The 22,576-nt window shown below is 36.1% G+C and carries 19 protein-coding genes and 2 tRNA genes; all 21 read right to left on the bottom strand.

The annotated features are described in order from the left end of the window. Nucleotides 1-3: 3 nt before the first annotated feature. Entirely contained in the window at nucleotides 4-1,401 is a 1,398-nt protein-coding gene (gene pabB, locus AC1Q51_RS27510) for an aminodeoxychorismate synthase component I (protein WP_016513294.1), read from the bottom strand. A gap of 222 nt (nucleotides 1,402-1,623) precedes the next feature. Continuing rightward, entirely contained in the window at nucleotides 1,624-2,547 is a 924-nt protein-coding gene (cysK, locus tag AC1Q51_RS27505) for a cysteine synthase A (protein ID WP_001261712.1), read from the bottom strand. A gap of 104 nt (nucleotides 2,548-2,651) precedes the next feature. After that, on the bottom strand, nucleotides 2,652-3,527 hold the full coding sequence (hslO, locus tag AC1Q51_RS27500) for a redox-regulated molecular chaperone HslO (RefSeq protein ID WP_000656367.1): 876 nt from the start codon (nucleotides 3,525-3,527) through the stop codon (nucleotides 2,652-2,654). A 6-nt stretch (nucleotides 3,528-3,533) separates the two neighbouring features. Further along, nucleotides 3,534-4,322, bottom strand: coding sequence for a type III pantothenate kinase (locus AC1Q51_RS27495; RefSeq protein WP_000578365.1), 789 nt, complete (start codon nucleotides 4,320-4,322; stop codon nucleotides 3,534-3,536). A 244-nt stretch (nucleotides 4,323-4,566) separates the two neighbouring features. Beyond that, nucleotides 4,567-6,468 carry an ATP-dependent zinc metalloprotease FtsH gene (ftsH, locus tag AC1Q51_RS27490; protein ID WP_001079669.1) on the bottom strand — a complete coding sequence of 634 codons (1,902 nt, stop codon included), beginning with the start codon at nucleotides 6,466-6,468 and terminating at the stop codon, nucleotides 4,567-4,569. A gap of 85 nt (nucleotides 6,469-6,553) precedes the next feature. After that, nucleotides 6,554-7,096: a hypoxanthine phosphoribosyltransferase gene (hpt, locus tag AC1Q51_RS27485; RefSeq protein WP_000981846.1), complete on the bottom strand. Its 543-nt coding sequence runs from the start codon at nucleotides 7,094-7,096 to the stop codon at nucleotides 6,554-6,556. After that, nucleotides 7,093-8,523 carry a tRNA lysidine(34) synthetase TilS gene (gene tilS, locus AC1Q51_RS27480; RefSeq protein ID WP_000655457.1) on the bottom strand — a complete coding sequence of 477 codons (1,431 nt, stop codon included), beginning with the start codon at nucleotides 8,521-8,523 and terminating at the stop codon, nucleotides 7,093-7,095. Before tilS ends, hpt begins: the two co-directional genes overlap by 4 nt. A gap of 230 nt (nucleotides 8,524-8,753) precedes the next feature. Beyond that, nucleotides 8,754-11,225, bottom strand: a complete 2,472-nt coding sequence (spoIIE, locus tag AC1Q51_RS27475; RefSeq protein ID WP_001123550.1) for a stage II sporulation protein E — start codon at nucleotides 11,223-11,225, stop codon at nucleotides 8,754-8,756. A gap of 259 nt (nucleotides 11,226-11,484) precedes the next feature. Then, nucleotides 11,485-11,556: transfer RNA gene (locus tag AC1Q51_RS27470), tRNA-Glu, on the bottom strand. A 13-nt stretch (nucleotides 11,557-11,569) separates the two neighbouring features. Further along, nucleotides 11,570-11,643 (bottom strand) — tRNA-Met (locus tag AC1Q51_RS27465). A 159-nt stretch (nucleotides 11,644-11,802) separates the two neighbouring features. Continuing rightward, a complete protein-coding gene (locus tag AC1Q51_RS27460) occupies nucleotides 11,803-12,288 on the bottom strand; it encodes a S1 domain-containing RNA-binding protein (protein ID WP_000021451.1) in 486 nt (161 codons plus the stop codon). An 87-nt stretch (nucleotides 12,289-12,375) separates the two neighbouring features. Continuing rightward, nucleotides 12,376-12,735 carry a cell division protein DivIC gene (gene divIC, locus AC1Q51_RS27455; RefSeq protein ID WP_001208739.1) on the bottom strand — a complete coding sequence of 120 codons (360 nt, stop codon included), beginning with the start codon at nucleotides 12,733-12,735 and terminating at the stop codon, nucleotides 12,376-12,378. After that, on the bottom strand, nucleotides 12,732-13,385 hold the full coding sequence (gene yabQ, locus AC1Q51_RS27450) for a spore cortex biosynthesis protein YabQ (protein ID WP_000059781.1): 654 nt from the start codon (nucleotides 13,383-13,385) through the stop codon (nucleotides 12,732-12,734). The genes divIC and yabQ overlap by 4 nt, the downstream gene beginning before the upstream one ends. Beyond that, complete coding sequence (gene yabP / locus AC1Q51_RS27445; RefSeq protein ID WP_001059104.1) at nucleotides 13,382-13,690, bottom strand: sporulation protein YabP; 309 nt, start codon at nucleotides 13,688-13,690, stop codon at nucleotides 13,382-13,384. Before yabP ends, yabQ begins: the two co-directional genes overlap by 4 nt. 58 nt (nucleotides 13,691-13,748) lie before the next feature. After that, complete coding sequence (locus tag AC1Q51_RS27440) at nucleotides 13,749-14,024, bottom strand: RNA-binding S4 domain-containing protein (RefSeq protein ID WP_001234876.1); 276 nt, start codon at nucleotides 14,022-14,024, stop codon at nucleotides 13,749-13,751. Between the two features lie 14 nt (nucleotides 14,025-14,038). After that, entirely contained in the window at nucleotides 14,039-15,499 is a 1,461-nt protein-coding gene (gene yabN / locus AC1Q51_RS27435) for a bifunctional methyltransferase/pyrophosphohydrolase YabN (RefSeq protein ID WP_000014278.1), read from the bottom strand. A 12-nt stretch (nucleotides 15,500-15,511) separates the two neighbouring features. Beyond that, nucleotides 15,512-17,113 carry a putative polysaccharide biosynthesis protein gene (locus tag AC1Q51_RS27430; RefSeq protein WP_090978608.1) on the bottom strand — a complete coding sequence of 534 codons (1,602 nt, stop codon included), beginning with the start codon at nucleotides 17,111-17,113 and terminating at the stop codon, nucleotides 15,512-15,514. Nucleotides 17,114-17,343: 230 nt separating this feature from the next. Beyond that, a complete protein-coding gene (gene spoVT, locus AC1Q51_RS27425; RefSeq protein ID WP_000648306.1) occupies nucleotides 17,344-17,880 on the bottom strand; it encodes a stage V sporulation protein T in 537 nt (178 codons plus the stop codon). A 136-nt stretch (nucleotides 17,881-18,016) separates the two neighbouring features. After that, nucleotides 18,017-21,547, bottom strand: a complete 3,531-nt coding sequence (mfd, locus tag AC1Q51_RS27420) for a transcription-repair coupling factor (protein WP_492331863.1) — start codon at nucleotides 21,545-21,547, stop codon at nucleotides 18,017-18,019. 105 nt (nucleotides 21,548-21,652) lie between these two features. Further along, entirely contained in the window at nucleotides 21,653-21,877 is a 225-nt protein-coding gene (locus AC1Q51_RS27415) for an anti-sigma-F factor Fin family protein (RefSeq protein ID WP_000399438.1), read from the bottom strand. Nucleotides 21,878-21,947: 70 nt separating this feature from the next. After that, a complete protein-coding gene (pth, locus tag AC1Q51_RS27410) occupies nucleotides 21,948-22,508 on the bottom strand; it encodes an aminoacyl-tRNA hydrolase (RefSeq protein ID WP_000767702.1) in 561 nt (186 codons plus the stop codon). Nucleotides 22,509-22,576 lie beyond the last annotated feature (68 nt).

The raw sequence follows: 22,576 nt of genomic DNA, 5'->3' as shown, positions 1-22,576 counted from the left end.
CTCTCACCTAACCGTTTCTTCGCTACGTTCTTTTGCACGCCATAAAGCAATCGCCTTTTTTAACGACTCTTTATATTCGTTTTCCGGATTTGAATCAATTACAATTCCCGCCCCCGCTTGTACATGAGCTTTTCCATCTTTAGCAAGAAGTGTTCTAATTACAATATTCAATTCTGTATCTCCAGAATAACCAATCCAACCGATTGAACCTGTATAAATCCCTCGGCGAACAGGTTCTAATTCCTCAATAATTTCCATTGTACGTATTTTCGGGGCACCAGTAATTGTTCCACCAGGGAATACAGCCTTCACTAAATCAAAAGCATCTTTATCTTCTTCCACCTCACCACGCACATTAGAAACAATATGCATAACATGTGAGTATTTCTCAATTACCATAAATTCATCTACTTCTACAGTGCCATATTTACAAACACGCCCTAAATCATTTCTTTCTAAATCCACAAGCATTACATGCTCTGCTCTTTCTTTTTCGTTCTCAATTAATTCTCTTGCTAATTCTTCATCCTCTTGCTCATCCGCGCCTCTAGATCTCGTTCCAGCAATTGGTCTTGTACTTACTTCAGTTCCTTGTTTCTTAATTAACAACTCTGGCGATCCACTAACAATTTGAAAATCCCCAAGCTCCAGGTAACCCATATATGGAGATGGATTAATTTCACGAAGACTTGTATAAATTTCTAGTGGATGCGTTTGTAAAGTTCTTTCTTGTCTAGTCGACAAGTTTACTTGGAACACATCACCCGCTCCAATATATTCTTGAATACATTCAACTGCCTTCATAAAGCCTGTTTCTGTAAAGGCAACCGCTTCATTTTTCTTTTTAGGACGTTCAAACGGCATAGTCACTTCAGGCACTTCTGCCACCCAAAGATCCTTCCATTCATTTAAACGTTCTTCTGCTTCTGCATGCTTATCTACATAATGTGTAATAATCCACAATAGCTTTTCTTTTTGATCATAGACAAACACATCGTCAAATAATAAAAAGTATATATCGGGTATATTCAGATCATCCTCTGCAAGAGAAGGGAGTTTTTCGATATAACGGATACAATCATAACTAAAGTAGCCAATTGCACCACCTTGAAAAGGCGGGTACTCTGGATTGTAGTCTGTTTTCCATTTCTCCATATATTCTTGCATTAAATCTAATGGATTCCCTCTTTTTATTGTTTCCTTACCGCTTTCACTTATATGTAACTTTTCACCCTTCCCTTGGATTACCGCTACCGGGTTTAAACCCACTATGTTATAACGACCGCCACGTCCACTTTCCAGCAAAATATGTTGCGGCTTATCCTGAGAAAGAAATTTATATTGCTTAAAGAAATCTAACTGATATGGAATAGAAAGCGCTAAAGATTTTCTTCGTTGCATATCAACACCCCGTCTTCTTTTATCCCACCCTCTTAGATGAACCAGCTCCAACTACATAAGTTATTTATATAGAGATTGATTATACTCGAAGGCTAGTGAAAATAATTTAATTATACTACCTCTTATTTTACATGAAGTTTTCTAGTCATTCACTCTTTTCCTATTTCCAATCCAAAAAGAAAAAGCATCCTTTTTCAAGGATGCTTTTTCAATCGCATTTAATTATGATTCAAATTGATAAAGTGGTGTACTTAAATAACGTTCACCGTTACTCGGGATAATAACAAGTACCTTTTTCCCTTTACCTAACTTTTTCGCAACTTCTGTTGCTGCATAAATAACTGCGCCTGAAGAGATACCAACTAAAATACCTTCCTCTTTAGCCACTCTTCTCGCATATTCAAATGCTTGCTCTGTTTTCACTTGAATAATTTCATCATATACTTCTACATCCAACGTCTCCGGAACAAATCCCGCCCCAATTCCTTGGATTTTATGTGGACCTGGTTTCCCCCCAGATAATACTGGTGAATCTGCAGGTTCTACTGCATAAATTTTAATATCTTTATACGCTTCCTTCAGCACTTCACCAGCACCAGTAATCGTTCCACCTGTACCAATACCTGCAATAAACGCATCTAATTGGTCGCCCATTTGTTCAATAATTTCTGGACCTGTTGTTAAACGGTGAATTTCTGGATTTGATTGGTTTTTGAACTGTTGTGGTATAAAGTAGCCATGCTCTTTCGCTAATTCAGTCGCTTTACGAATTGCTCCACCCATCCCTTCAGGACCTGGAGTCAATACTAATTCAGCACCGTAAGCACGTAATAAATTACGACGCTCAATACTCATTGTTTCTGGCATTACTAAAATTGCATTATATCCTTTAGCAGCCGCTACCATCGCTAAACCAATCCCTGTGTTACCACTTGTTGGCTCAATGATTGTATCGCCCTCTTTTAACAATCCCTTTTTTTCAGCATCTTCAATCATAGCTAGTGCAATACGATCTTTAACGCTACTCCCTGGATTCATAAATTCTAGTTTTAAGTATATATCTGCGCTGTCTGATTCTACGATGCGGTTCAACTTAACGATCGGCGTTTTCCCGATTAATTCTGAAACTGATTGTGCCACTCGCATTCCTGTCACTCCTAACACCGAGTATTTTTATTGGTTTTATCTATATTTAGATTTTGTCAGAAAATTCCCTGTTTGTCAATCTATTCGGAGGGTTAATCCCCTTATTACAAATTCTCAATTAAATTTGTAATATCTTCTTTAGAGAACTTGTATCGTTCATTACAGAAATGACAATGAACTTCTGTTTCTTCTTCTTCTTCACGAATTTGCTCTAACTCTGTTTTACCTAAACTAATTAACACACTCTCAATACGTTCACGTGAGCACGTACAATTAAATTGAACATCCATTGTTTCTAATACTTTTACTTTATCTTCTCCAAGGACTGCATATAGTAGCTCTTCTGGAGAAAGACCTTGTTCGATCAATGTTGATACAGGCGGGATTTTTTGCAAACGATCTTCAATGAATGAAATTGTTTCTTCCTGTGCGCCCGGCATAATTTGAAGGATAAATCCACCCGCCGCTAATACGCTGTCATCTCCATTTACAAGTACACCCACACCAACAGAAGAAGGCGTCTGCTCAGAAACTGCGAAATAATACGTGAAATCTTCCCCTAGTTCTCCCGAAACGATTGGAGATTGACCGATAAACGGCTCACGCATACCAATATCTTTAATTACTGTTACAAACCCTTCTGTACCTACCGCTTGATATACACGTAATTTCCCTTGTTCCGTTCCTTCAAAATCAACATGTGGATTCGTTACGTAGCCACGTACATCCCCATTTGCATGAGCATCTACTAAGATAGGGCCAATCGGACCATTACCTTCTACCTTAATCGTTAACTTTTGATCACCTTTTAACATCGCACCCATCATTGTACCTGCAGTTAAAGAACGACCAAGTGCCGCCGAAGCTGTCCTCCATGTATCATGACGTCTTTGTGCCTCACTTACTGTATTCGTTGTACGTACACTATACGCACGTACTTCTCCATCAAACGCTAACGCTTTTACTAAATAATCTTTCATACTTATTTATTCACCTTTCTCATGCTGTAAATTTGCATTACGCTCATATAACATATACAAGCCTTTTAACGTTAAAAATGGATCTACAATATCAATTACATTCGATTCTTCTGAAATTAATTTCGCCAATCCACCTGTTGCAATAACTTTCGGTTCTTGTTTAGCTTCTTCTTTCATACGCTTAACAATACCTTCCACTTGTCCTACATAACCATAAAGAATACCTGATTGCATCGCACTTACTGTATTCTTCCCAACAACACTGCTCGGTTTTGTAATTTCAATACGAGGAAGTTTTGCTGCCCTACTATATAAAGCCTCTGCTGAAATCATAATTCCTGGCGTAATAACTCCACCCATATAATGCTTTTCTTCATTAATATAACAATATGTAGTAGCCGTACCAAAATCAACAATAATAAGTGGACTTCCATACAATTGGATTCCCGCTACTGCATTTACAATTCGATCTGCGCCTACTTCACGTGGATTTTCATATTTAATATTTAGCCCCGTTTTTATTCCAGGCCCTACTACAAGCGGTTTAATTTTAAAATATTTTTCACACATACGTTCTAAAGCGAACATAATTGGTGGTACGACTGAAGACACAATAATACCTTTCACATCTTCAAACGAAAGACCCTCATGATCAAGTAACTGTTTTACAAGCATTCCATATTCATCTTCTGTCTTATGACGATCTGTTTCCATGCGCCAATGCTGACGAAGTTCCCCCTCTTCAAACACGCCTAGTACAGCATTTGTGTTCCCTACATCCAATACAAAAATCATATTCTCACCACTTATCTTATTTAATCTATATTTGTGTAGTATGTATAAAACTTATAAAAACATCATATCACACATACTTATATAATCAGCTTTCCTATCCTCATCATTTTACAAAAAGATTGCTCTCTATTTCAATTTTTAATACTAGTTTTACTTAAATTACTTTATCCACTAAGCCCTTAATAGTAATTAACAAAAATCTTAACAAACAAAAAAGGAGTGACGATAGTCACTCCTTCATTTCTTACTTATCTTCTTTATCTTCATCGTCTTTCTTCATATTGATGTTTACTTTCACATCATCTGAAGATGTTGGACGCTCAGGTAATCTGCCATAATCATATAAATGATTAATTTGCTCTGCGTCTAATGTTTCTACTTCAAGTAACGTTTTCGCGATAATATCAAGCTTATCTCGTTTTTCAGTAAGAATATGTTTCGCACGAGCATAACATTCTTTAATAATTGTTTGCATTTCCACATCAATTTCATGTGCGATTGCATCACTGTAGTTTTGTTCTGAATGGAAGTCTCTTCCTAAGAATACCTGACCACCTTGTGAGCTACCAAATTGCATCGGTCCAAGCTTATCACTCATACCGAATTCCGTAACCATACGTCTTGCAATACCAGTTGCACGTTGGAAATCGTTGTGAGCACCTGTACTTGCTTCACCAAATACAATCTCCTCAGCTACTCGCCCACCAAGTAAACCAGTGATTTTATCAAGTAACTCTGGCTTTGTCATGAAGTAACGATCTTCTTTCGGAAGCATTACCGCATATCCACCAGCCTGACCACGAGGGACAATTGTTACTTTATGAACGACATCAGCTTCATCAAGAACAACACCAATTACAGTATGGCCTGCTTCATGGAAAGCAACGATATTACGTTCTTTTTCAGAGATAACACGACTTTTCTTAGCTGGACCTGCAATAACACGATCCGTTGCTTCATCGATATCACTCATATCAATCTTCTTCTTATCTCGACGTGCAGCTACTAAAGCAGCTTCGTTTAATAAGTTTTCAAGATCCGCACCAGAGAATCCTGGTGTACGAGTCGCAATTGCTCTTAAATTAATATGCTCATCAAGCGGTTTATTACGCGCATGTACTTTCAGTACAGCTTCACGGCCATTTACATCTGGACGATCTACTGTAATTTGACGGTCAAAACGACCTGGACGTAATAACGCTGGGTCAAGAATGTCTGGACGGTTTGTCGCAGCAATGATAATAATACCTTCGTTTGCACCGAATCCATCCATTTCAACAAGTAACTGGTTCAATGTTTGCTCACGCTCATCATGACCACCACCAAGACCTGCGCCACGTTGACGACCTACTGCATCAATTTCATCAATGAAAATGATACAAGGAGCATTTTTCTTTGCATTTTCAAATAAATCACGTACACGTGATGCACCGACACCGACAAACATCTCTACAAAGTCAGAACCACTGATAGAGAAGAATGGAACGCCAGCCTCACCTGCAACAGCACGTGCTAATAAAGTTTTACCTGTACCTGGAGGTCCAACTAATAGGACACCCTTTGGAATACGGGCACCAACTTCAGAAAACTTACGAGGGTCTTTTAAGAATTCAACTACCTCGACAAGTTCTTGTTTCTCTTCATCCGCCCCAGCAACATCTCTGAAACGAACTTTTTTCTTTTCATCATTATATAACTTCGCCTTACTTTTCCCGAAGTTCATAACACGGCTACCGCCGCCTTGAGCCTGGTTTAATAAGAAGAAGAATAAAATGAAGATGATGACAAACGGAATGATTGAAGTAAAGAATGTTACCCAAGCACTTGTTTCTTCTGCTGGTTGATACTTAACTTCGGCACCTTTCGCTTTATCATTGATTTTCTTTTGTAATTCCTCAGTATTTGGTGCATAAGTAACAAATTGTTCTCCTTGGCTAGAGTTATTGAATTGTCCTTTTACCTCAAATACACCATTTTTCGGTTGAAGTTGCACATTACGCACTTCACCGCTTTCTAGTTTAGTAATGAATTTGTCGTAGCTAACTGATGTCGTTTTTTGTGTCGAACCATTAAAATAGCTCACGATTCCAATTACTACTAAGAATATCAGTAAATAAAAGATGGTATTACGGAAGATACGATTCATTCCTAACCTCCTCTCACGGCATAAACACTATAGTAAATCGTAACATAGAAAAACTTTCCTATACAATTGTAAAGCCTGTATTTAATTAATTTGAGTAAACGCTTGGTTTTAATACGCCTACATAAGGAAGATTACGGTACTGCTCTTTATAATCTAATCCATATCCTACTACAAATTCATGTGGAACAGTAAATCCAACATAATCCGCTTTCAGATCAACCTTACGGCCTGTTGGCTTATCTAATAATGTAACAATTTTTACAGACTTCGCTTTACGATATTTGAATAAGTCTACTAAGTAGCTTAGTGTAAGACCACTATCAATAATATCTTCGACGATTAAAATATCGCGACCTTCTACAGAAGTATCAAGATCTTTTAAAATTTTCACTTCGCCTGTTGAAACTGTAGAGTGACCATAACTAGATACAGCCATAAAATCCATTTCAAGATATGTATCTGTTCTCTTTAATAAATCTGCCATAAATGGCATTGCGCCTTTTAATACACCAATTGCAAGAGGTACTGTGTTTTTATAATCCTCTGCAATAACTGCACCTAGTTCGCGCACCTTTTCTTGTATTTGTTCTTCAGAAATTAATACTTTTTCGATATCTTGATTCATCATTTCATTATCCTCCCGGAAGACTCCTTGCTTTTGTAGTGAATAATCATATATTTACCCTTCTTTGCCATCTCTTTCGAAATTGCAAATGCAGATCGCTTCAACAAGGGTACCCAAATAATGTTCCCACTTGCATCACAAACGACCGGCCATTCTTCTCTTTTTTCTTTTGGTACTTTCGCTTCGATAAAAATAGCTTTTATCTTTTTCGTGCCATCCATACCTTGTATTGACATGCGATCTCCATTTTCCCTAGAACGAATACGAAGTGGATATGATATATCATTATACTTAGCAACAAATACTGTTTCATTCATGTTACTTGGTATATCTTCGCTCACCTCTGTTACAAATTCATCCCCGTTCAATAGTGTAATGGTCCCGGGTACTGATAAATCTTGCAAAAAAGGAGAGACAATTTCTTGTTTAAATCTAAAGCTACACTCCTCGTATGTGCGAACAATTTTCAAATCACCTGGAAAATCAAGTGAACCTGAAGGTTGTGTCCGCTTAAAAAACTCAATCACCTTGTCAATATGTATAGAAGAAAGAGAAGATGGAATCTTATATTCATAAAGATAGTTTAATATTAGTTGAATCCCTCTTCTTTGTAAAGGCATAGACATGGATTCAAAGGCAGGAATTGATAAGCTAATTTGTTTATCACTTTTTTTTGTAATTACTTTATTCATTTTCTCAAAAGCTAATTCCTGCAAATAAGCCTCATCCTCTTGCATCTGCACGCTAAATTTTTGGAATTTCTCATGCATTTGTGGATTTTCTTCTTTTAAGTGAGGAAGGACATATTTACGTAATCGATTCCTTGTATATACTTCCTTTTTATTACTCGGATCTATACGTGGAATTAAATTTAGCTTATTACAGTAATCAACAATTTCTTCCTTCGTTACCCCAAGTAACGGCCTAATTAAATATCCATTATGAAAAGGACGCTTCACTGCAATTCCTGCATATCCTTTCGGAGTACTCCCTCTTACAAGACGCATTAAAATTGTCTCGACTTGATCATCTCCATGATGTCCAAGAGCAACATATCTTGCATCATATTTCTTCATTATTCTTTCCAAAAATGCATATCTGCATTCTCTAGCAGCAACCTGTGCATTCATTCCGTATTGCTGTTGATATTGTGATACATTAATCCTTATCGTTTCACAAATAATTCCCAGTTCTTCACAAAGGTCCTGCACAAACTGTAAATCCTCATGAGATTCATCACCTCTAAACATATGATCCACATGAGCTACTACAATTTCCAACTGTTTTTCCGCTCTTTTTTCTAATAAATAATATAAAAGGGCTAACGAGTCAGGACCACCAGAAACTCCCACAACAATTGTTGAATCATTCTTTAATACATCATGCTGCTTTACAAAGTCATCTACTTTTTCAACAAATGTATCTTTCAACTTCGCAATCACCTTTCATTAAACAAGAACAGCAACGTTAGTTACCTTGTCTATAATGGTACAACTTTTACAAACATTGTGCAAAAAAAAGATATACAAAAATTACATTTTTATCTTACATCCTCCGTGTATATTCATAAAATCAATAACATTACCTTTTCCCACAAAAAAACCTAGGTATTCACCTAGGTTTTTAAAATCAAATTATAGATAAACATTCCACTTATATTTTACTGCGCCTGCATTCCTACAATCGGAATCGTAGCCCACTTCGGCATATTTTTCTTCACTTTTGCCACCACAATAGTCATATCATCATTTATATAACCATCACAAGAGCGAATCACTTCTTCCATAATGATATCAGCAATTTCTTGCGGGTCTTCGGTTTGCAATTCTTTAATTTTCCGCTTCATCCATAATTCATGATTCTCTACATGCTGCGCGCCCTCAAAAATCCCATCGCTCATCATAATAAGGATATCGCCCGTTTTTAATTGTTCACCCACCACATCAACTTCAACATCTTCGATGATTCCCATCGGTAAATTACTTGCTTCAATTTTCAAAATATTATTCGCGCGTTTAACAAAACTCGGCGTTGATCCAATCTTTAAAAACCTAGCACTCGCATCCCGCAAATCTACCATAGCTAAATCTAATGTTGTAAACATCTCTTCTGTCGTTCTCAAAGAAAGGATTGAATTGATAGACTTAATAGCTATTTCTTCATCAATACCCGATTGGAGTATTTTTTGTAATAATTTCACCGTTTCCTTACTTTCCATATGAGCTCTTTGCCCATTACCCATACCATCACTAATCGCAAGTGCGTATTTACCAACACTTAAATCCATCATCGCATAAGAGTCACCCGAAACAAACCCACCGCCTTTTGCGGCTGTAGCCAATCCTGTATCAAGAGAATACGTCTTCGCCGAACCAAATGATATTAAACTGTGACCATTCGGATAAGAAGACTTTTCTTCATGTTTAACGACAATATTTTCTTTAAGGATATCCGAAAGCATCGGTGCAACTAACTTTTCACATTCACCATGTTCATTAGATGCAACTGGAATCAACATTTCAATATCAATACTTCCTCTATCTAAACAATAAATATCAACATGCTCTACTTCGACACCAAAATCACGGAACGCTTGCATAATCTGCTCTTCCTGCACTTGATGATTTTCACGCTCTCGTTGTATCTCCTTAGCAAAATCTTCCATAACTTTTGATACACCTAATAGTTGCTCCGCTACTATTCTACGATTTTCCTTCATTTGTTTTCGCAATTTTTGTCCCTCATAGAAGTGATCTAATTCACCCGCTACTAAATCCGTCACTTTTTTCCCTCTCACACAATGCTTGTCCCACTCACGAACTAATTTACGATTATGTTGCAGGGTTCCTTCTTCCGTTTCATTCATTATTTGTTTCATATAATCGTACGTTTTATCGAAATTCACTACCCAGCATTGATCCTTTTTAAAGCACGTTTGACATGTTTTCGCAGTAATTGTACTCAAAAACAAATCTGCTTCTGTCTCTTTATCTTCTTCCTCTACATACCCATATACAGAAAAACTATTAGATAAAGCAGCAAATACATTTGCGAATTGGTTGATTTTGTTCGCTGTAACATCACGCATCCTTCTTAAATATTGTTGTTGATCTTGCGAATGCTCTTGTGTACCTGGCATAAATTTAGCAATACGATCCAAAACAAGCTTTGGCGTTAATAAGAAGATAGCAATCGCTACACCTGACTCAATTAAAGTTGTTACAATATTTGTCTGCTTGTCTACATATAATGTAATTAAGCTTGTCCCTATTAATAAACCTAAACTAACACCTAAACGCTTCCCTTCTTTTAACAACCCACCAAGTAATCCAGAAAAAGCGAGAAGGCTAAGCTGAGACAAACTAGACACATTTGCTAAACTTAATATCAATCCTGTTACGACCCCCACTGTAGATCCTGTAGCAGCACCCGCAATAAATGCAAATACTAGTACTAAATACCTTGTAAAAATATGTTGAATAGAAGCATCATATACAAACCAATCTGTTGTACCCGTTAAAACAGATGCTAGTAATATAATCAAACAAACAATTTCTTCTGTCTCTAAAGCCTGTTGTTTTCCTTTCCTTTCCACTAAAAGCGGGACACTTTGTAAAAATATCATAGTTAATACGAAACTAAGCCCAGCCTCAATGGTACTAACGAGTAAATCGTACATGGTGACAGTTTGTTGCGCAAAATATACAACAACTAAGTGTGCGGTTAATGCGGAGATAAATACTTGAAATGGAACAAGTCCAACGGTTTTACGTGTAAATCTACTAAAGAAGATATTATAAATGAAGAAAGTAAAGATAGATGCAAAAGTAAAAAACAAATTATCTATCGAGACTGAAAGAGCTCCTCCCATTAGAGCTAAAAATGCTAGCGGCATCTTATCCCGCTTCATAACATAAACAGCAGCAAAAAACGGTAGTGCAAACGGTAAAATATTTGTTAATATATATGCTCTTCCCAAAAGAAAACCAATAACAACAATAATAAATCCCCATCTAAAGAAAACTTGTTCGAATTTCATTCGCAACTTACTCGTCCACTTTATTCCTCCAAGCTGACTCTCATTCATTGCCAATGCACTTGTATTCATAGTATTCCTTCCTGCTTTAGGCATATTTTTAACACCACCTGCATAGTTTAATTACTGTCATTATAAAAGATGATTGTTGGGATTTTTGTCAAAACAACAGTTTTCACTTTTATAATCGTTCGACTTTTTATTCGAAATAACTCTACAGATATACACGGTATGTAAGTTATCCTTGATTTTTTAATTAAATATTCAGAAAATATAGGGTGATTTTGTAGAAGTGTTGTATGTCTTAATCCATTTAACAAAAAAAGATCATGCAAATTTGCATGATCTTTTTAGATGACCCGTACGGGATTCGAACCCGTGTTACCGCCGTGAAAGGGCGGTGTCTTAACCACTTGACCAACGGGCCGTTAAAATAAATATAGCGGCGGAGGGGATCGAACCCCCGACCTCACGGGTATGAACCGTACGCTCTAGCCAGCTGAGCTACACCGCCATGTCGTCTTATTTAACGGACAATTAGTATCTTACATCAGATATTATTTAAAGTCAACACATCTTGAAAACTTTTTTAAAATATATTTTCACATATAAAAAAGCACCCTGAGCCATCACTCTGGGTACCTCTCTATATGTTAAAAACTAAACGGCCTTATTATCCGCGACGTGCGCCACGGCCACCACGTTTAGACTCTGTGTTACGCTTTAAAGAAGTTAAACGATCTTCGCTATCCTTTAAGAAGCGTGCCATCTTTTGCTCAAATGTTTCTTTTGGAGCTCGGTCGTTACCGCCACCACGATTATCTCTGTTGAAAGAGCGATTATTACGTTGTGGACGTCCAGAACGTTGTTGATCACCACCGCGTTGGTATTCACCGCGTGGACGATCTCCTTCTGTTTTTTCACGTTCTTTCGCTTTTTTGATAGATAAACCAATCTTTCCATCTTTTTCAACATTAATAACTTTTACTTCTACTTGGTCGCCCACTTTTAAGTGATCGTTAATATCTTTTACATAGTTATCAGCAACTTCACTAATATGAACAAGACCAGTTAAGCCTTCTGGCAGCTCCACAAAAGCCCCAAAATTTGTAATACCTGTTACTTTACCCTGTAACTTGCTGCCTACCTCGATTGACATAAAAAAAATGCTCCTCCTTAGTGGTTAAAAAGTCAAATTTTACTTTATTATATATAATCCTAAAATATAGTGTCAATAAGACATACTCTACTTCGAAACAGGAAAAATTATCTCCCCTTTACCAGAGAAGAAATAATCCCTTCTAGCAATCTTTAATACGTACTCTTCATCATTTAACTTTTGAACTTCGTCTTTTAGACTTTTTTCTTTATTCGTTAATGAATCCAGTTCTTTTTTCATGTCCTTAACTTTTGCTTCTTTTGCTTTAATGGAACTGTTTTGTTGATAAAACGTTACACTAATACTCGCAATAATTGTAAAAGTAAAGACAAGAAAAACCGCTAAACGGCGATAAAGTCGCTTCCTGTTCTCATCCGTTTGTATTATATGCTCTTTAACAGGATTTGGACTCTGTTTTTCGATTGTTCTTTGTCTCAGTTCCCTCATTTCCGAGGTCCCCCTAACTTCTTTTTTATACGCTCCCATATTTGGAAGATATGTCCCTTCAATTTTGCTATATATTGCAGGAACCCTATATGTTTCACTATAAAAAGTTTAACACGATTAGGGAGAAGTTTCCATATGAGCGAAGCAATAAATCGAACAGGCCAGAAAAAAACTTTCCATATGAAAAGTAATATCCAAATCACAATTTTCCATAACACATGTCCAATTGAAAGCAGTATACGAAATAAGAATAATATAAATGCAATAAATAGCTGCGCTATAATAATAACAGGTTTTATCATGAGTAGCTGTATAATTCGAACAAAAAAATATGTTGTTTGCATAAAAATATAGATGAGAAAATTTAACAGCTTCATGTATAGTGCTTTCAGTAAGCTTTGATATGCCGCAAAACCACATAACAATGCCAAAAACACATATATACGTAGTTCAGCTTCATTTACGAGAAGCAATACATAAAAGACGAATAATGCTTGGACAATCCAAAATAATATATCTTGTATAAATACAAGCCAACGTTTACGTTCTTGGCGCTTTAAAAAACGTTGATATGTATCTAAAGACGCTCCAATCCAAGCACCCATTCCAATCATTGAAAGCATTGTATACAACTGAATTGTTAGACTCATTTAAACAACTTACTAAAGAAACCTTTAGTTTTTTCTCCTTGATTTTCATCAATATACAGCATCTCATTAACTTTCCCTTTAATCGACACAATACCTTTTTCTACATCTAAATTTTTCATTTGTAAATTTTGACCACGAATCGTTAAAAAACCCATTACGGTCTCTAGCAAAAACTCTTCGCTATCAAAACTCTCTACCTGCTTCACACCGGTAATATCAATTATACGCCTGCCACGCATAATAATGTCATGTTCTACAGAAACATTTTGTTGATTAGAAGACGTAGGTGAGTAACCATTATTCACGTAAATCCCCCCATAGGTTTTTACTAGCTAATAGTAATGTATGAGGGGATACATGATTTTAGAACAAGCCTTCTTCCGCTTTTACTTTTTCTTCACGAACTAAGCTATACATATTTGCTGCATCTTCTTTTTTAGTTGTTTCTTTCAATTCATTTATTTTTACAGTCACTATTTTTTGACCAAAACGAATTGTTAATTCATCAGCTACTTTCACATCAGAACTCGCTTTTGCCACTTGACCATTAATAGATATTCTTCCTTGATCAGCTACTTCTTTCGCTAATGTTCTTCTTTTAATTAAACGTGACACTTTTAAAAACTTATCTAGACGCATATCAAATCCCCCTATTAACGCTCTGTTTGTTTCGCTTCTTCCCATAAAACATCTAACTGTTCTAATGATAAATCTTCCATCTCTTTATTCATTTCAGCTACTTTTGCCTCCATGTATAAAAAACGACCAGTAAATTTCTCATTAGTTGAACGTAACGCCTCTTCTGGATCTATTTTGTAATGACGGGCTATATTAACAAATGCAAATAGTAAATCACCAAACTCACCTAGCATCTTTTCCTCATCCATGTTTGTAACTTCTTGTTGGAACTCTTGCCATTCTTCCAAAGCTTTCTCTATCATCGGCTGCACATCAACCCAATCAAATCCAACCTTACCAGCTTTCTTCTGAATTTCAAAGGCGCGTAGTAACTGCGGCAAACTTTTAGGAACGCCATTTAAAACAGATTCTTTCACGAATCCTTTTTCTTGTTTTTTAATTTCTTCCCAATTGGCAATCACTTCATCAGCATTGTTTACATCCGTATTTCCAAATACATGTGGATGGCGACGAACCATTTTTTCAGATAGAGTTCGAATGATATCATCTATAGAGAACCAACCTTCATCTTCTCCGATTTGAGCATGAAGCATAACTTGTAATAATATATCACCTAATTCTTCTACTAAGTGATCATCATCCTCTTCATCAATTGCTTCCAACACCTCATAAGCTTCCTCAATTAAATATTTCTTTAATGATTGATGCGTTTGCTTTTTATCCCACGGACAACCATTTGGACCACGCAGGTCTGCAATAATTTCTCTAAGAACATCAAACTGTTGATACAAGGACGCACGCTCCTGAACAGGTGGCACGTACACACTTGTTAAATTATTCAATTCCGTTTCATGATCTAACATGTACAACGGTACCTTCTTTACTTGTTCAAATGAAGTTCCTGCAGCTGTTACGATATACACTTCATAATCATCTGGCAACATCTCCATTAATGTTAATTTCACATCAGATGCAACGAATGCATCATATACTTGGCAAAAGATTAAATGTTGACGTAATTCTAATTGCCCTCTTTCAAATGATGTAGCATCAAGTAATTGAAATCCTTCAATCGGATCAATTTTTAGGCTTGCAAACATAGGATCAAGGAAACTTTGTCCACCCTCAATTCGCACTTCAACATTTGAAACGTCTCCTTTTTCCAACAATAGCTGAACTGTTCTTTCTGCTACAAGTGGATGCCCCGGAACCGCATAGATAATTTCTGTACCTTCAGCTTGTTCTAGCAATTTATTCGCAATTGTTTCATATACAATTTCAAACGTATCATGTGCTTCATATACAGCATCAAAAGCCGTATATTGTATACCTTCTTTCTCCAATTCTTCTATAACCGGATGTTCCTTCGTTCTAACAAACAGATGGTCTGCTTCTTTTATTTTTCGATATACACCCATCGTTAGCTGATCTAATTCACCAGCACCTAAACCTAAAACAGTAATGATTCCACTCACAACCTGTCACCTCTATCCACTCTTCTTCAATGAACCTTCTTTTTTCTCTTGTTTCATAACAGTTCCTAATTCTTTTTTTGTAAATACACGTAATTTTAAAATAAAAAACATATATGTCAATCCGCCGATGGCTACACCTAACAACGCTTCAAGCGTCGCGCTCGCTCTATGTTCCGTATCAATTACTAATCCAGACATCTGCAACACACGCGTGAACATCATTAATACAAATCCCATACAGATACCACTAATTACTACACCTAACATATTTCGCTTATTGATAAGTGACCCTGATACAGCTCTCATAAGCAACAAACTATTTAGTCCAGAAATTATGATTAACGCACATAAAGTCGCTAAGGCTGCCCCTTTCACACCAAAATAAGGCATGAATATATAATTTAACGCTAACTTTAAGCAACCTCCAAATACAACAAATAATGCTGGCTTAAATGTTTGTCCCAACCCTTGTAAAATAGAAGCCGTCGTAATTGACAATGAACTAAATAAAATAGATAAAGATAAAATAGATAAAACATCTGATCCATCACTATTTTCAAACAACATAATATTCGTAGGTTGAATAATACAAGTTAGTCCAATAGCTGCTGCAAATCCAATAACAAATGTTATTTTCATTGCTAACTTTACCTTTTCTTGAATAAAGGAAAGATCTCCTCTTTCCTTCGCCGCTGTAATAATTGGAATAAGTGATAACGAGAAAGAAGTCGTCACAACAGTACCTAATTGCATTAGCGGAATACTTCTATCATAAACACCCTTTAATACTTTTGCACTTTCAGCCTGTTCTCCCGCACCAATAAGTAAAGTGTACAAGGACATTGAATCAGCCATCTGTATAAAAATAAGCACTAAATTACTAACACAAATCGCTAATCCCTGCCAAAAAAGGATTTTAATTATCTTCCTTTTACCCTTAATTCTCGCTACACGTTTAAAAAATATGGAACGAAAATCTCGACGCATATACAACATAAGTACAATAATCCCAATAAGTCCACCCGCAATTGAGCCTAACATAGCCCCTGCACCAACTGTATATAAATCAAATCCGTGAGCAATTAGGAATAGCGATAAAAATACAATAATAGAAACTCGAATTGTTTGTTCTATTACTTGCGAAACAGCCGTTGGCATCATATTATTGAACCCTTGAAAATACCCTCTTGCTACAGACAAAAACGGCATCAATAAGAACGAAAATGAAATAACACGTACCAACTTATCTAAGTGCATATCGCCCATAGCTATCGCGATTGTTTCGGCCCCAAAAAACAATGTAAAGAAACCTATAAAACCAATTCCTAATAAAAACCAAAAAGATACACAAATAATTTCTTCTGCTTCTCTCTGTTTTCCCCACTCTAGTCGTTCTGCAACCATTTTTGAAATGATAACAGGAAATCCATAAGTAGCTAAAATTAAACAAAATCCATAAAACGGGTAAATTTGTTGGTAAATATAAAAACCAATATCCCCTGCTATATTTTGATATGGAATACGGTAAAAAGCGCTTAATACTTTTGTAACAAAACTTGCAATCGTTAATATAATAGCCCCACGCCAAAAGGCTTGATACTTCTTCGCTTCCATACAAGAAAACTCCTTTTTCTATTCTCACCTCTCGTATTATATCATAAAGAAAAGTACAAACTCCCTTACCACCACGGGTAATACTAGGTCCCTACACGTTAAAAATATTCAATGAAAAAAGGTAGCAAAGCGCTACCTTCATTCAATATACATATATCTCCAAATAATTGATTTCTCAAAAAGAAAGATCATAATTAGGAAAGATTGCTACTTCTAAAATCAATATACCCTTACTGTTCCATTTGTTTCGCTAAGAAACTGGCAGCAGTATTAACCGCTTTATGCTCGATTTCGCTTATAATAGCTTCTTTTGAAAAAATAATGACGGCTCCAATTGGGTCTCCGTTTGCAACAATCGGTCCAACTGTATAAGAATGAACCTTTTCTGTTACACCATCGATAATGGAAATATCACTTTCGTCCGTCATAATAACAGACTTTCTTTCTTCCATCGTTTTTTCGATTAGATCGCCAACACTTTTATTTAAGTATTCTTTTTTCGATACGCCTGATACTGCGATGATAGAATCTCGGTCACAGACAAGCACATTATGTCCTAAGCTGTCATATAAAGCCTCAGCATATTCCTTTGCAAAATCACCTAGTTCACTAATTGGAGAATACTTCTTTAAAATTACTTCTCCATCGCGATCAACAAATATTTCTAGTGGGTCTCCTTCTCGAATACGTAAAGTTCTACGAATTTCCTTTGGGATTACTACCCTGCCTAAATCATCAATTCGACGTACGATTCCAGTTGCTTTCATTCTAATGCTGCCTCACTTTCTACTGATGATCAAAGTGGTGAATTTACCTGTTCATGTAAAAATCACCAACTGTTAGACATAGTATTTTACACATTAGTTCTTCTATGCACGTCGAATTGTATTTTTTTATCTTATTTTAGGCATTTATTACTTCTTTTTTCACATCTGGTAAGCCTTTTAATAAATTTTCAGCAATTGTTAACCACTTCGATGTCTCTAAGCCATTTGTTTTCATAACAATTTTCAATTGTGATCCTTCCATTCCTAGACCGATCATACGCCCAAAACTATTTCCGAGCATGAATAATTTTCCACCATCAATATTTTGACTTGCTTGTTCAGAAAACAGGAATGTTACTTCAAATTTATTCTGCTTAATTAACTCAATTTGTTCTTTCATTGCCAACACTTTAATATTTGCAATTTGTAATAAATAACCAACTTCTTGTGGGTAATCACCGAATCTATCGATCATTTCTTCCTGCAATTCTTCAATATCCTCAATTGCAGAAACACCTCTAAATTGTTTATACATCATAATTTTTTGCTTACTATCTGAAATATAAGCATCTGGTAAGTATGCATCTACCTCTAAGTCAATTTCAACATTAACTGTATTTTCAGCCCCATCTGTTCCTCTTCGCTGTTCAATTGCATCTTTTAACATTTGAGAATACAGATCAAATCCGACAGAATCAATAAACCCATGCTGTTCTGCTCCTAACAAATTACCTGCTCCACGAATAGATAAATCTCTCATCGCAATTTTGAAACCAGATCCAAGTTCTGTGAACTCTTTAATTGCTTGCAGACGCTTCTCTGCAACTTCTGACAGCACTTTGTCACGTTTATAGGCAAAGTATGCATATGCAACACGATTAGAACGTCCAACACGCCCACGAAGCTGGTACAACTGTGATAACCCCATACGATCTGCATCAAATACAATTAACGTATTTACGTTCGGAATATCTACACCCGTCTCAATAATTGTTGTACTTACAAGAACATCATGCTGTCCTTCTAAAAATGATAGCATAACAGACTCTAATTCACTTTCGTTCATTTTCCCATGTGCGTACGTTACGCGAGCATCTGGAACTAACATCGAAATTTCATCTGCTTTTCTTTCAATATCCTCTACACGGTTATATAGGAAGTAAATTTGACCGCCTCTTGCAAGCTCTCGCTCTATCGCCTCTCGCATTAATGCTGGATTATACTCTACTACATACGTTTGGACTGGGAAACGATTTTCTGGCGGTGTCTCAATAACAGATAAGTCGCGCACACCAAGCATAGACATATGAAGCGTCCGCGGAATCGGAGTTGCCGTTAATGTTAATACGTCAACATTCGCCTTCAATTGTTTAATTTTTTCTTTATGCGTCACACCAAATCTTTGTTCTTCATCAATAATAAGAAGCCCTAAATCTTTATAAGTGACATCTTTAGATAAAATACGATGTGTTCCGATTACAATATCTATTGTGCCATCCTTTAAGCCCTTAATCGTTTCATTTTGTTGCTTTCTCGTACGGAATCTACTTAATAATCCTATATTGATTGGATAATCTTGAAAACGCTCTCGAATTGTTTCATAGTGTTGCTGCGCAAGAATCGTTGTCGGTACTAAAATCGCAACTTGTTTTTCATCCATAATTGCTTTAAATGCCGCACGAATAGCCACTTCCGTCTTTCCATACCCTACATCACCACAAAGGAGCCTATCCATCGGGCGTCCGCGTTCCATATCTTTTTTAATCTCGTCAATAGAACGTAACTGATCCTCTGTCTCTTGATATGGGAAAGATGATTCGAACTCTTGTTGTTCTGCCGTATCTGGCGTATATGCATAGCCTTTTGAAGCTTCGCGCTCAGCATATAGTTTAATTAGGTCATCCGCAATGTCTTGTACAGATTTTTCAACTTTCGTTTTAACCTTTTTCCAATCATTTCCGCCTAATTTGTAAACTTTCGGATCCTTACCTTCAGACCCTACATATTTTTGGACTTGATCAATTTGTTCAATTGGAACGTATAACTTATCATTACCTTGATATTTAATATTTAAATAATCTTTATGAACACCATTAATCTCTAATGTCTCAATACCTAAAAATTTACCTATACCATGATTTACGTGAACTACATAATCTCCAACTTTTAATTCCGAATAACTTTTAATACGTTCAGCATTCGATAACTTTTGTTTACGTTGTGATTTTTTAACTTTCTTATGAAAAAGCTCCTTTTCAGTAATGACAACAAGCTTTTGCATCGGCATTTCAAACCCTGCATGTAAATCACCTACAGCAATTTGTAGCCTTCCAGGCAATAAGATATCTGTGCCTTCTACAATATCTGCCTCAATATCATAATCACTTAAAATATGTTGTAATTTCTTCACACGTTCATCATCTGTTCCAAGTACAACAGTCGTAAAATGCCCTTCATTCCATCTATCAATTTCTGTTTTTAACAAATTCATCTGTCCATGGAAATCTTGCATTGTTTTACATGTTACATTTACAATATTTTGCGGATGTGTGTGTGCGATATGACGCAAGAATAACGTTAAATATACAAAACTTCTTTTTTTATGATGAAGAAACCCCTCAAATGCGTGAGAGAAAGATAAATCTTGAATAATTGTTCCTTCACCAAGAAGTGATATATACCATTCCGCCTCTTCTGTTTCAAGATGTGATGCTGTTTCTTGAATACGGGAAATCTCATCTAAAATTACAACACCATCTTCTGGTAAATAATCTATCAGACTAGCAGGTTCTTTATAGAAAATAGATAAGTATTTAAACATCTGTTCTATACTTTGCCCGTTTTTCAACATCTCAATTTCATGACTTACCGTCTCAAGCACTGTAGTCTTTAGTTTATCATCAGAAAGTTTTTGCATCGTCTTAGTCAAACCTTCTTCAAGATGCTGAATTCCTGATTTTAATTCTTCCTGTGAAAATAAAAACTCTGTTGCCGGACCAAACCTAACGCTTTCTTTTTTACCTTGAGAACGCTGTTCATCCACATCAAATAATCGAATAGAATCGACTTCTGTATCAAAAAATTCAATACGAAATGGTAGTTCTTCAGTTAAAGGATAAATATCTAATATTCCCCCGCGTAAACTGAACTCCCCTGGAGCTTCTACCATCGACTTACGTTCATAGCCAATATGATGTAAAGTATGCAAGAGCGCATCTAAATCAATCTCTTGCCCTAGATTGATTTCAACTTGCTTTTGCTTCCACAATTCTTTTATTGGTAAAAATCTACGCAATCCTGCCACTGGCGCTACAATGATTCCATTCTCTCCCGCAGCCAAGCGATTTAACACTTCTATACGTTGCGCCTTCAATTCTGGACTTGCAACCCCAATTTCCGATGCTATCAGTTCATTCACTGGATATAGCCACACATCTTTTTCACCAAGTAACACCACTAAATCTTCATGTACTTTTTGTGCTTGGTATAAGTTATGTGTAACGATTAATTGTGATTTTTTTGTTTTTTTATATAAAGCCGCCATTAATAATGAACGAGAAGACGTTGCCATCCCTGATATAAGTTGTTCTTTTAACCCATCTTCTAATCCATTAATAACCGATTGTATCTCTTCATTTTTATAAAATTGCTCTAATAAACCTATCATTTTTAAAACTCCTCTCAACATAAAGAGCAAGTCATTCTATTTTATGCAAATATTTTGGAAAAGGAAAACAGAAAAATGCTTTGGACATGCCAAAGCGACAACATTTTATTGCAGAAATTTTTCATACTCATAATACTCAGGATAAGATGCGAGCGTTTCTTGACACGATTCACAAATTGTTTTTATATATATATTTCCATTCTCATGAAAATGAATCATCTCTACTACTTCTTGCTCTGTTAGTTGAAATAAAACGTCGCTATATACTTTTTCTGCGTTAATGGAGCCTACATTACCTCCGCAGTGTCTGCAATAATAATACCCTTCCATACTAGCCTCCTAAAAATTCAATTACTACTAGTATGGGTAAAACAAAAGAGAAATATTCCCAATCTCATTTTTAACTATTGAAAGTATTCATGATTTGGAGAAAAGGCTTATTTAGCCACTCTTCACATGCATCCGCTGCTTTTTCAATAGAATGGTTAACATCCGGAATCTCTTCAGATGTAAAGCGTCCTAATACATAATCGACTACCTTCATTCCATTTTTCGGGCGATCGATTCCCATACGGATACGTTGAAATTCTTGTGTTCCTAGGTGCGAAATCGTTGACTTTACACCATTATGTCCACCAGCACTACCTTTCATGCGAAGACGCAATTTACCTACAGGAATGTCTAAATCGTCGTACATAACAACGAAGTCCTCAACATCAATTTTATAATAATCCATGAGTGGACGAATACTTTCCCCAGATAAATTCATATATGTTAACGGCTTTAATAAGATTACCTTTTCTCCATTAACAAACCCTGCACCAAATACACCTTTAAATTTTTGTTCATTCAAAGAAATGTTCCAACGCTTCGCAAGTTCATCAATGGCCATAAATCCAATATTATGCCTTGTTAATTCATATTCTCTACCTGGGTTCCCAAGTCCTACTATCAATTTCATTCTTGTACCACTACTTTCTTTTTTCGATACGAAAAGACGTAACCAAAATTGGTTACGTCTCATTCTAT

Source organism: Bacillus sp. MT94 (assembly GCF_058792475.1).
This window is presented reverse-complemented; position numbering and strand designations above follow the sequence as displayed.

Excerpts from the sequence above, each read along its gene's own strand:
- AC1Q51_RS27460 (WP_000021451.1), bottom strand. The coding sequence starts at position 12,288 with ATGTCAATCGAGGTAGGCAGCAAGTTACAGGGTAAAGTAACAGGTATT.
- ftsH (WP_001079669.1), bottom strand. The coding sequence starts at position 6,468 with ATGAATCGTATCTTCCGTAATACCATCTTTTATTTACTGATATTCTTA.
- spoVT (WP_000648306.1), bottom strand. The coding sequence starts at position 17,880 with ATGAAAGCAACTGGAATCGTACGTCGAATTGATGATTTAGGCAGGGTA.
- pabB (WP_016513294.1), bottom strand. The coding sequence starts at position 1,401 with ATGCAACGAAGAAAATCTTTAGCGCTTTCTATTCCATATCAGTTAGAT.
- cysK (WP_001261712.1), bottom strand. The coding sequence starts at position 2,547 with ATGCGAGTGGCACAATCAGTTTCAGAATTAATCGGGAAAACGCCGATC.
- yabQ (WP_000059781.1), bottom strand. The coding sequence starts at position 13,385 with ATGAGTCTAACAATTCAGTTGTATACAATGCTTTCAATGATTGGAATG.
- AC1Q51_RS27440 (WP_001234876.1), bottom strand. The coding sequence starts at position 14,024 with ATGCGTCTAGATAAGTTTTTAAAAGTGTCACGTTTAATTAAAAGAAGA.
- mfd (WP_492331863.1), bottom strand. The coding sequence starts at position 21,547 with ATGATAGGTTTATTAGAGCAATTTTATAAAAATGAAGAGATACAATCG.
- hslO (WP_000656367.1), bottom strand. The coding sequence starts at position 3,527 with ATGAAAGATTATTTAGTAAAAGCGTTAGCGTTTGATGGAGAAGTACGT.
- hpt (WP_000981846.1), bottom strand. The coding sequence starts at position 7,096 with ATGATGAATCAAGATATCGAAAAAGTATTAATTTCTGAAGAACAAATA.
- AC1Q51_RS27495 (WP_000578365.1), bottom strand. The coding sequence starts at position 4,322 with ATGATTTTTGTATTGGATGTAGGGAACACAAATGCTGTACTAGGCGTG.
- AC1Q51_RS27430 (WP_090978608.1), bottom strand. The coding sequence starts at position 17,113 with ATGGAAGCGAAGAAGTATCAAGCCTTTTGGCGTGGGGCTATTATATTA.
- spoIIE (WP_001123550.1), bottom strand. The coding sequence starts at position 11,225 with ATGCCTAAAGCAGGAAGGAATACTATGAATACAAGTGCATTGGCAATG.
- pth (WP_000767702.1), bottom strand. The coding sequence starts at position 22,508 with ATGAAATTGATAGTAGGACTTGGGAACCCAGGTAGAGAATATGAATTA.
- AC1Q51_RS27415 (WP_000399438.1), bottom strand. The coding sequence starts at position 21,877 with ATGGAAGGGTATTATTATTGCAGACACTGCGGAGGTAATGTAGGCTCC.
- divIC (WP_001208739.1), bottom strand. The coding sequence starts at position 12,735 with ATGAGGGAACTGAGACAAAGAACAATCGAAAAACAGAGTCCAAATCCT.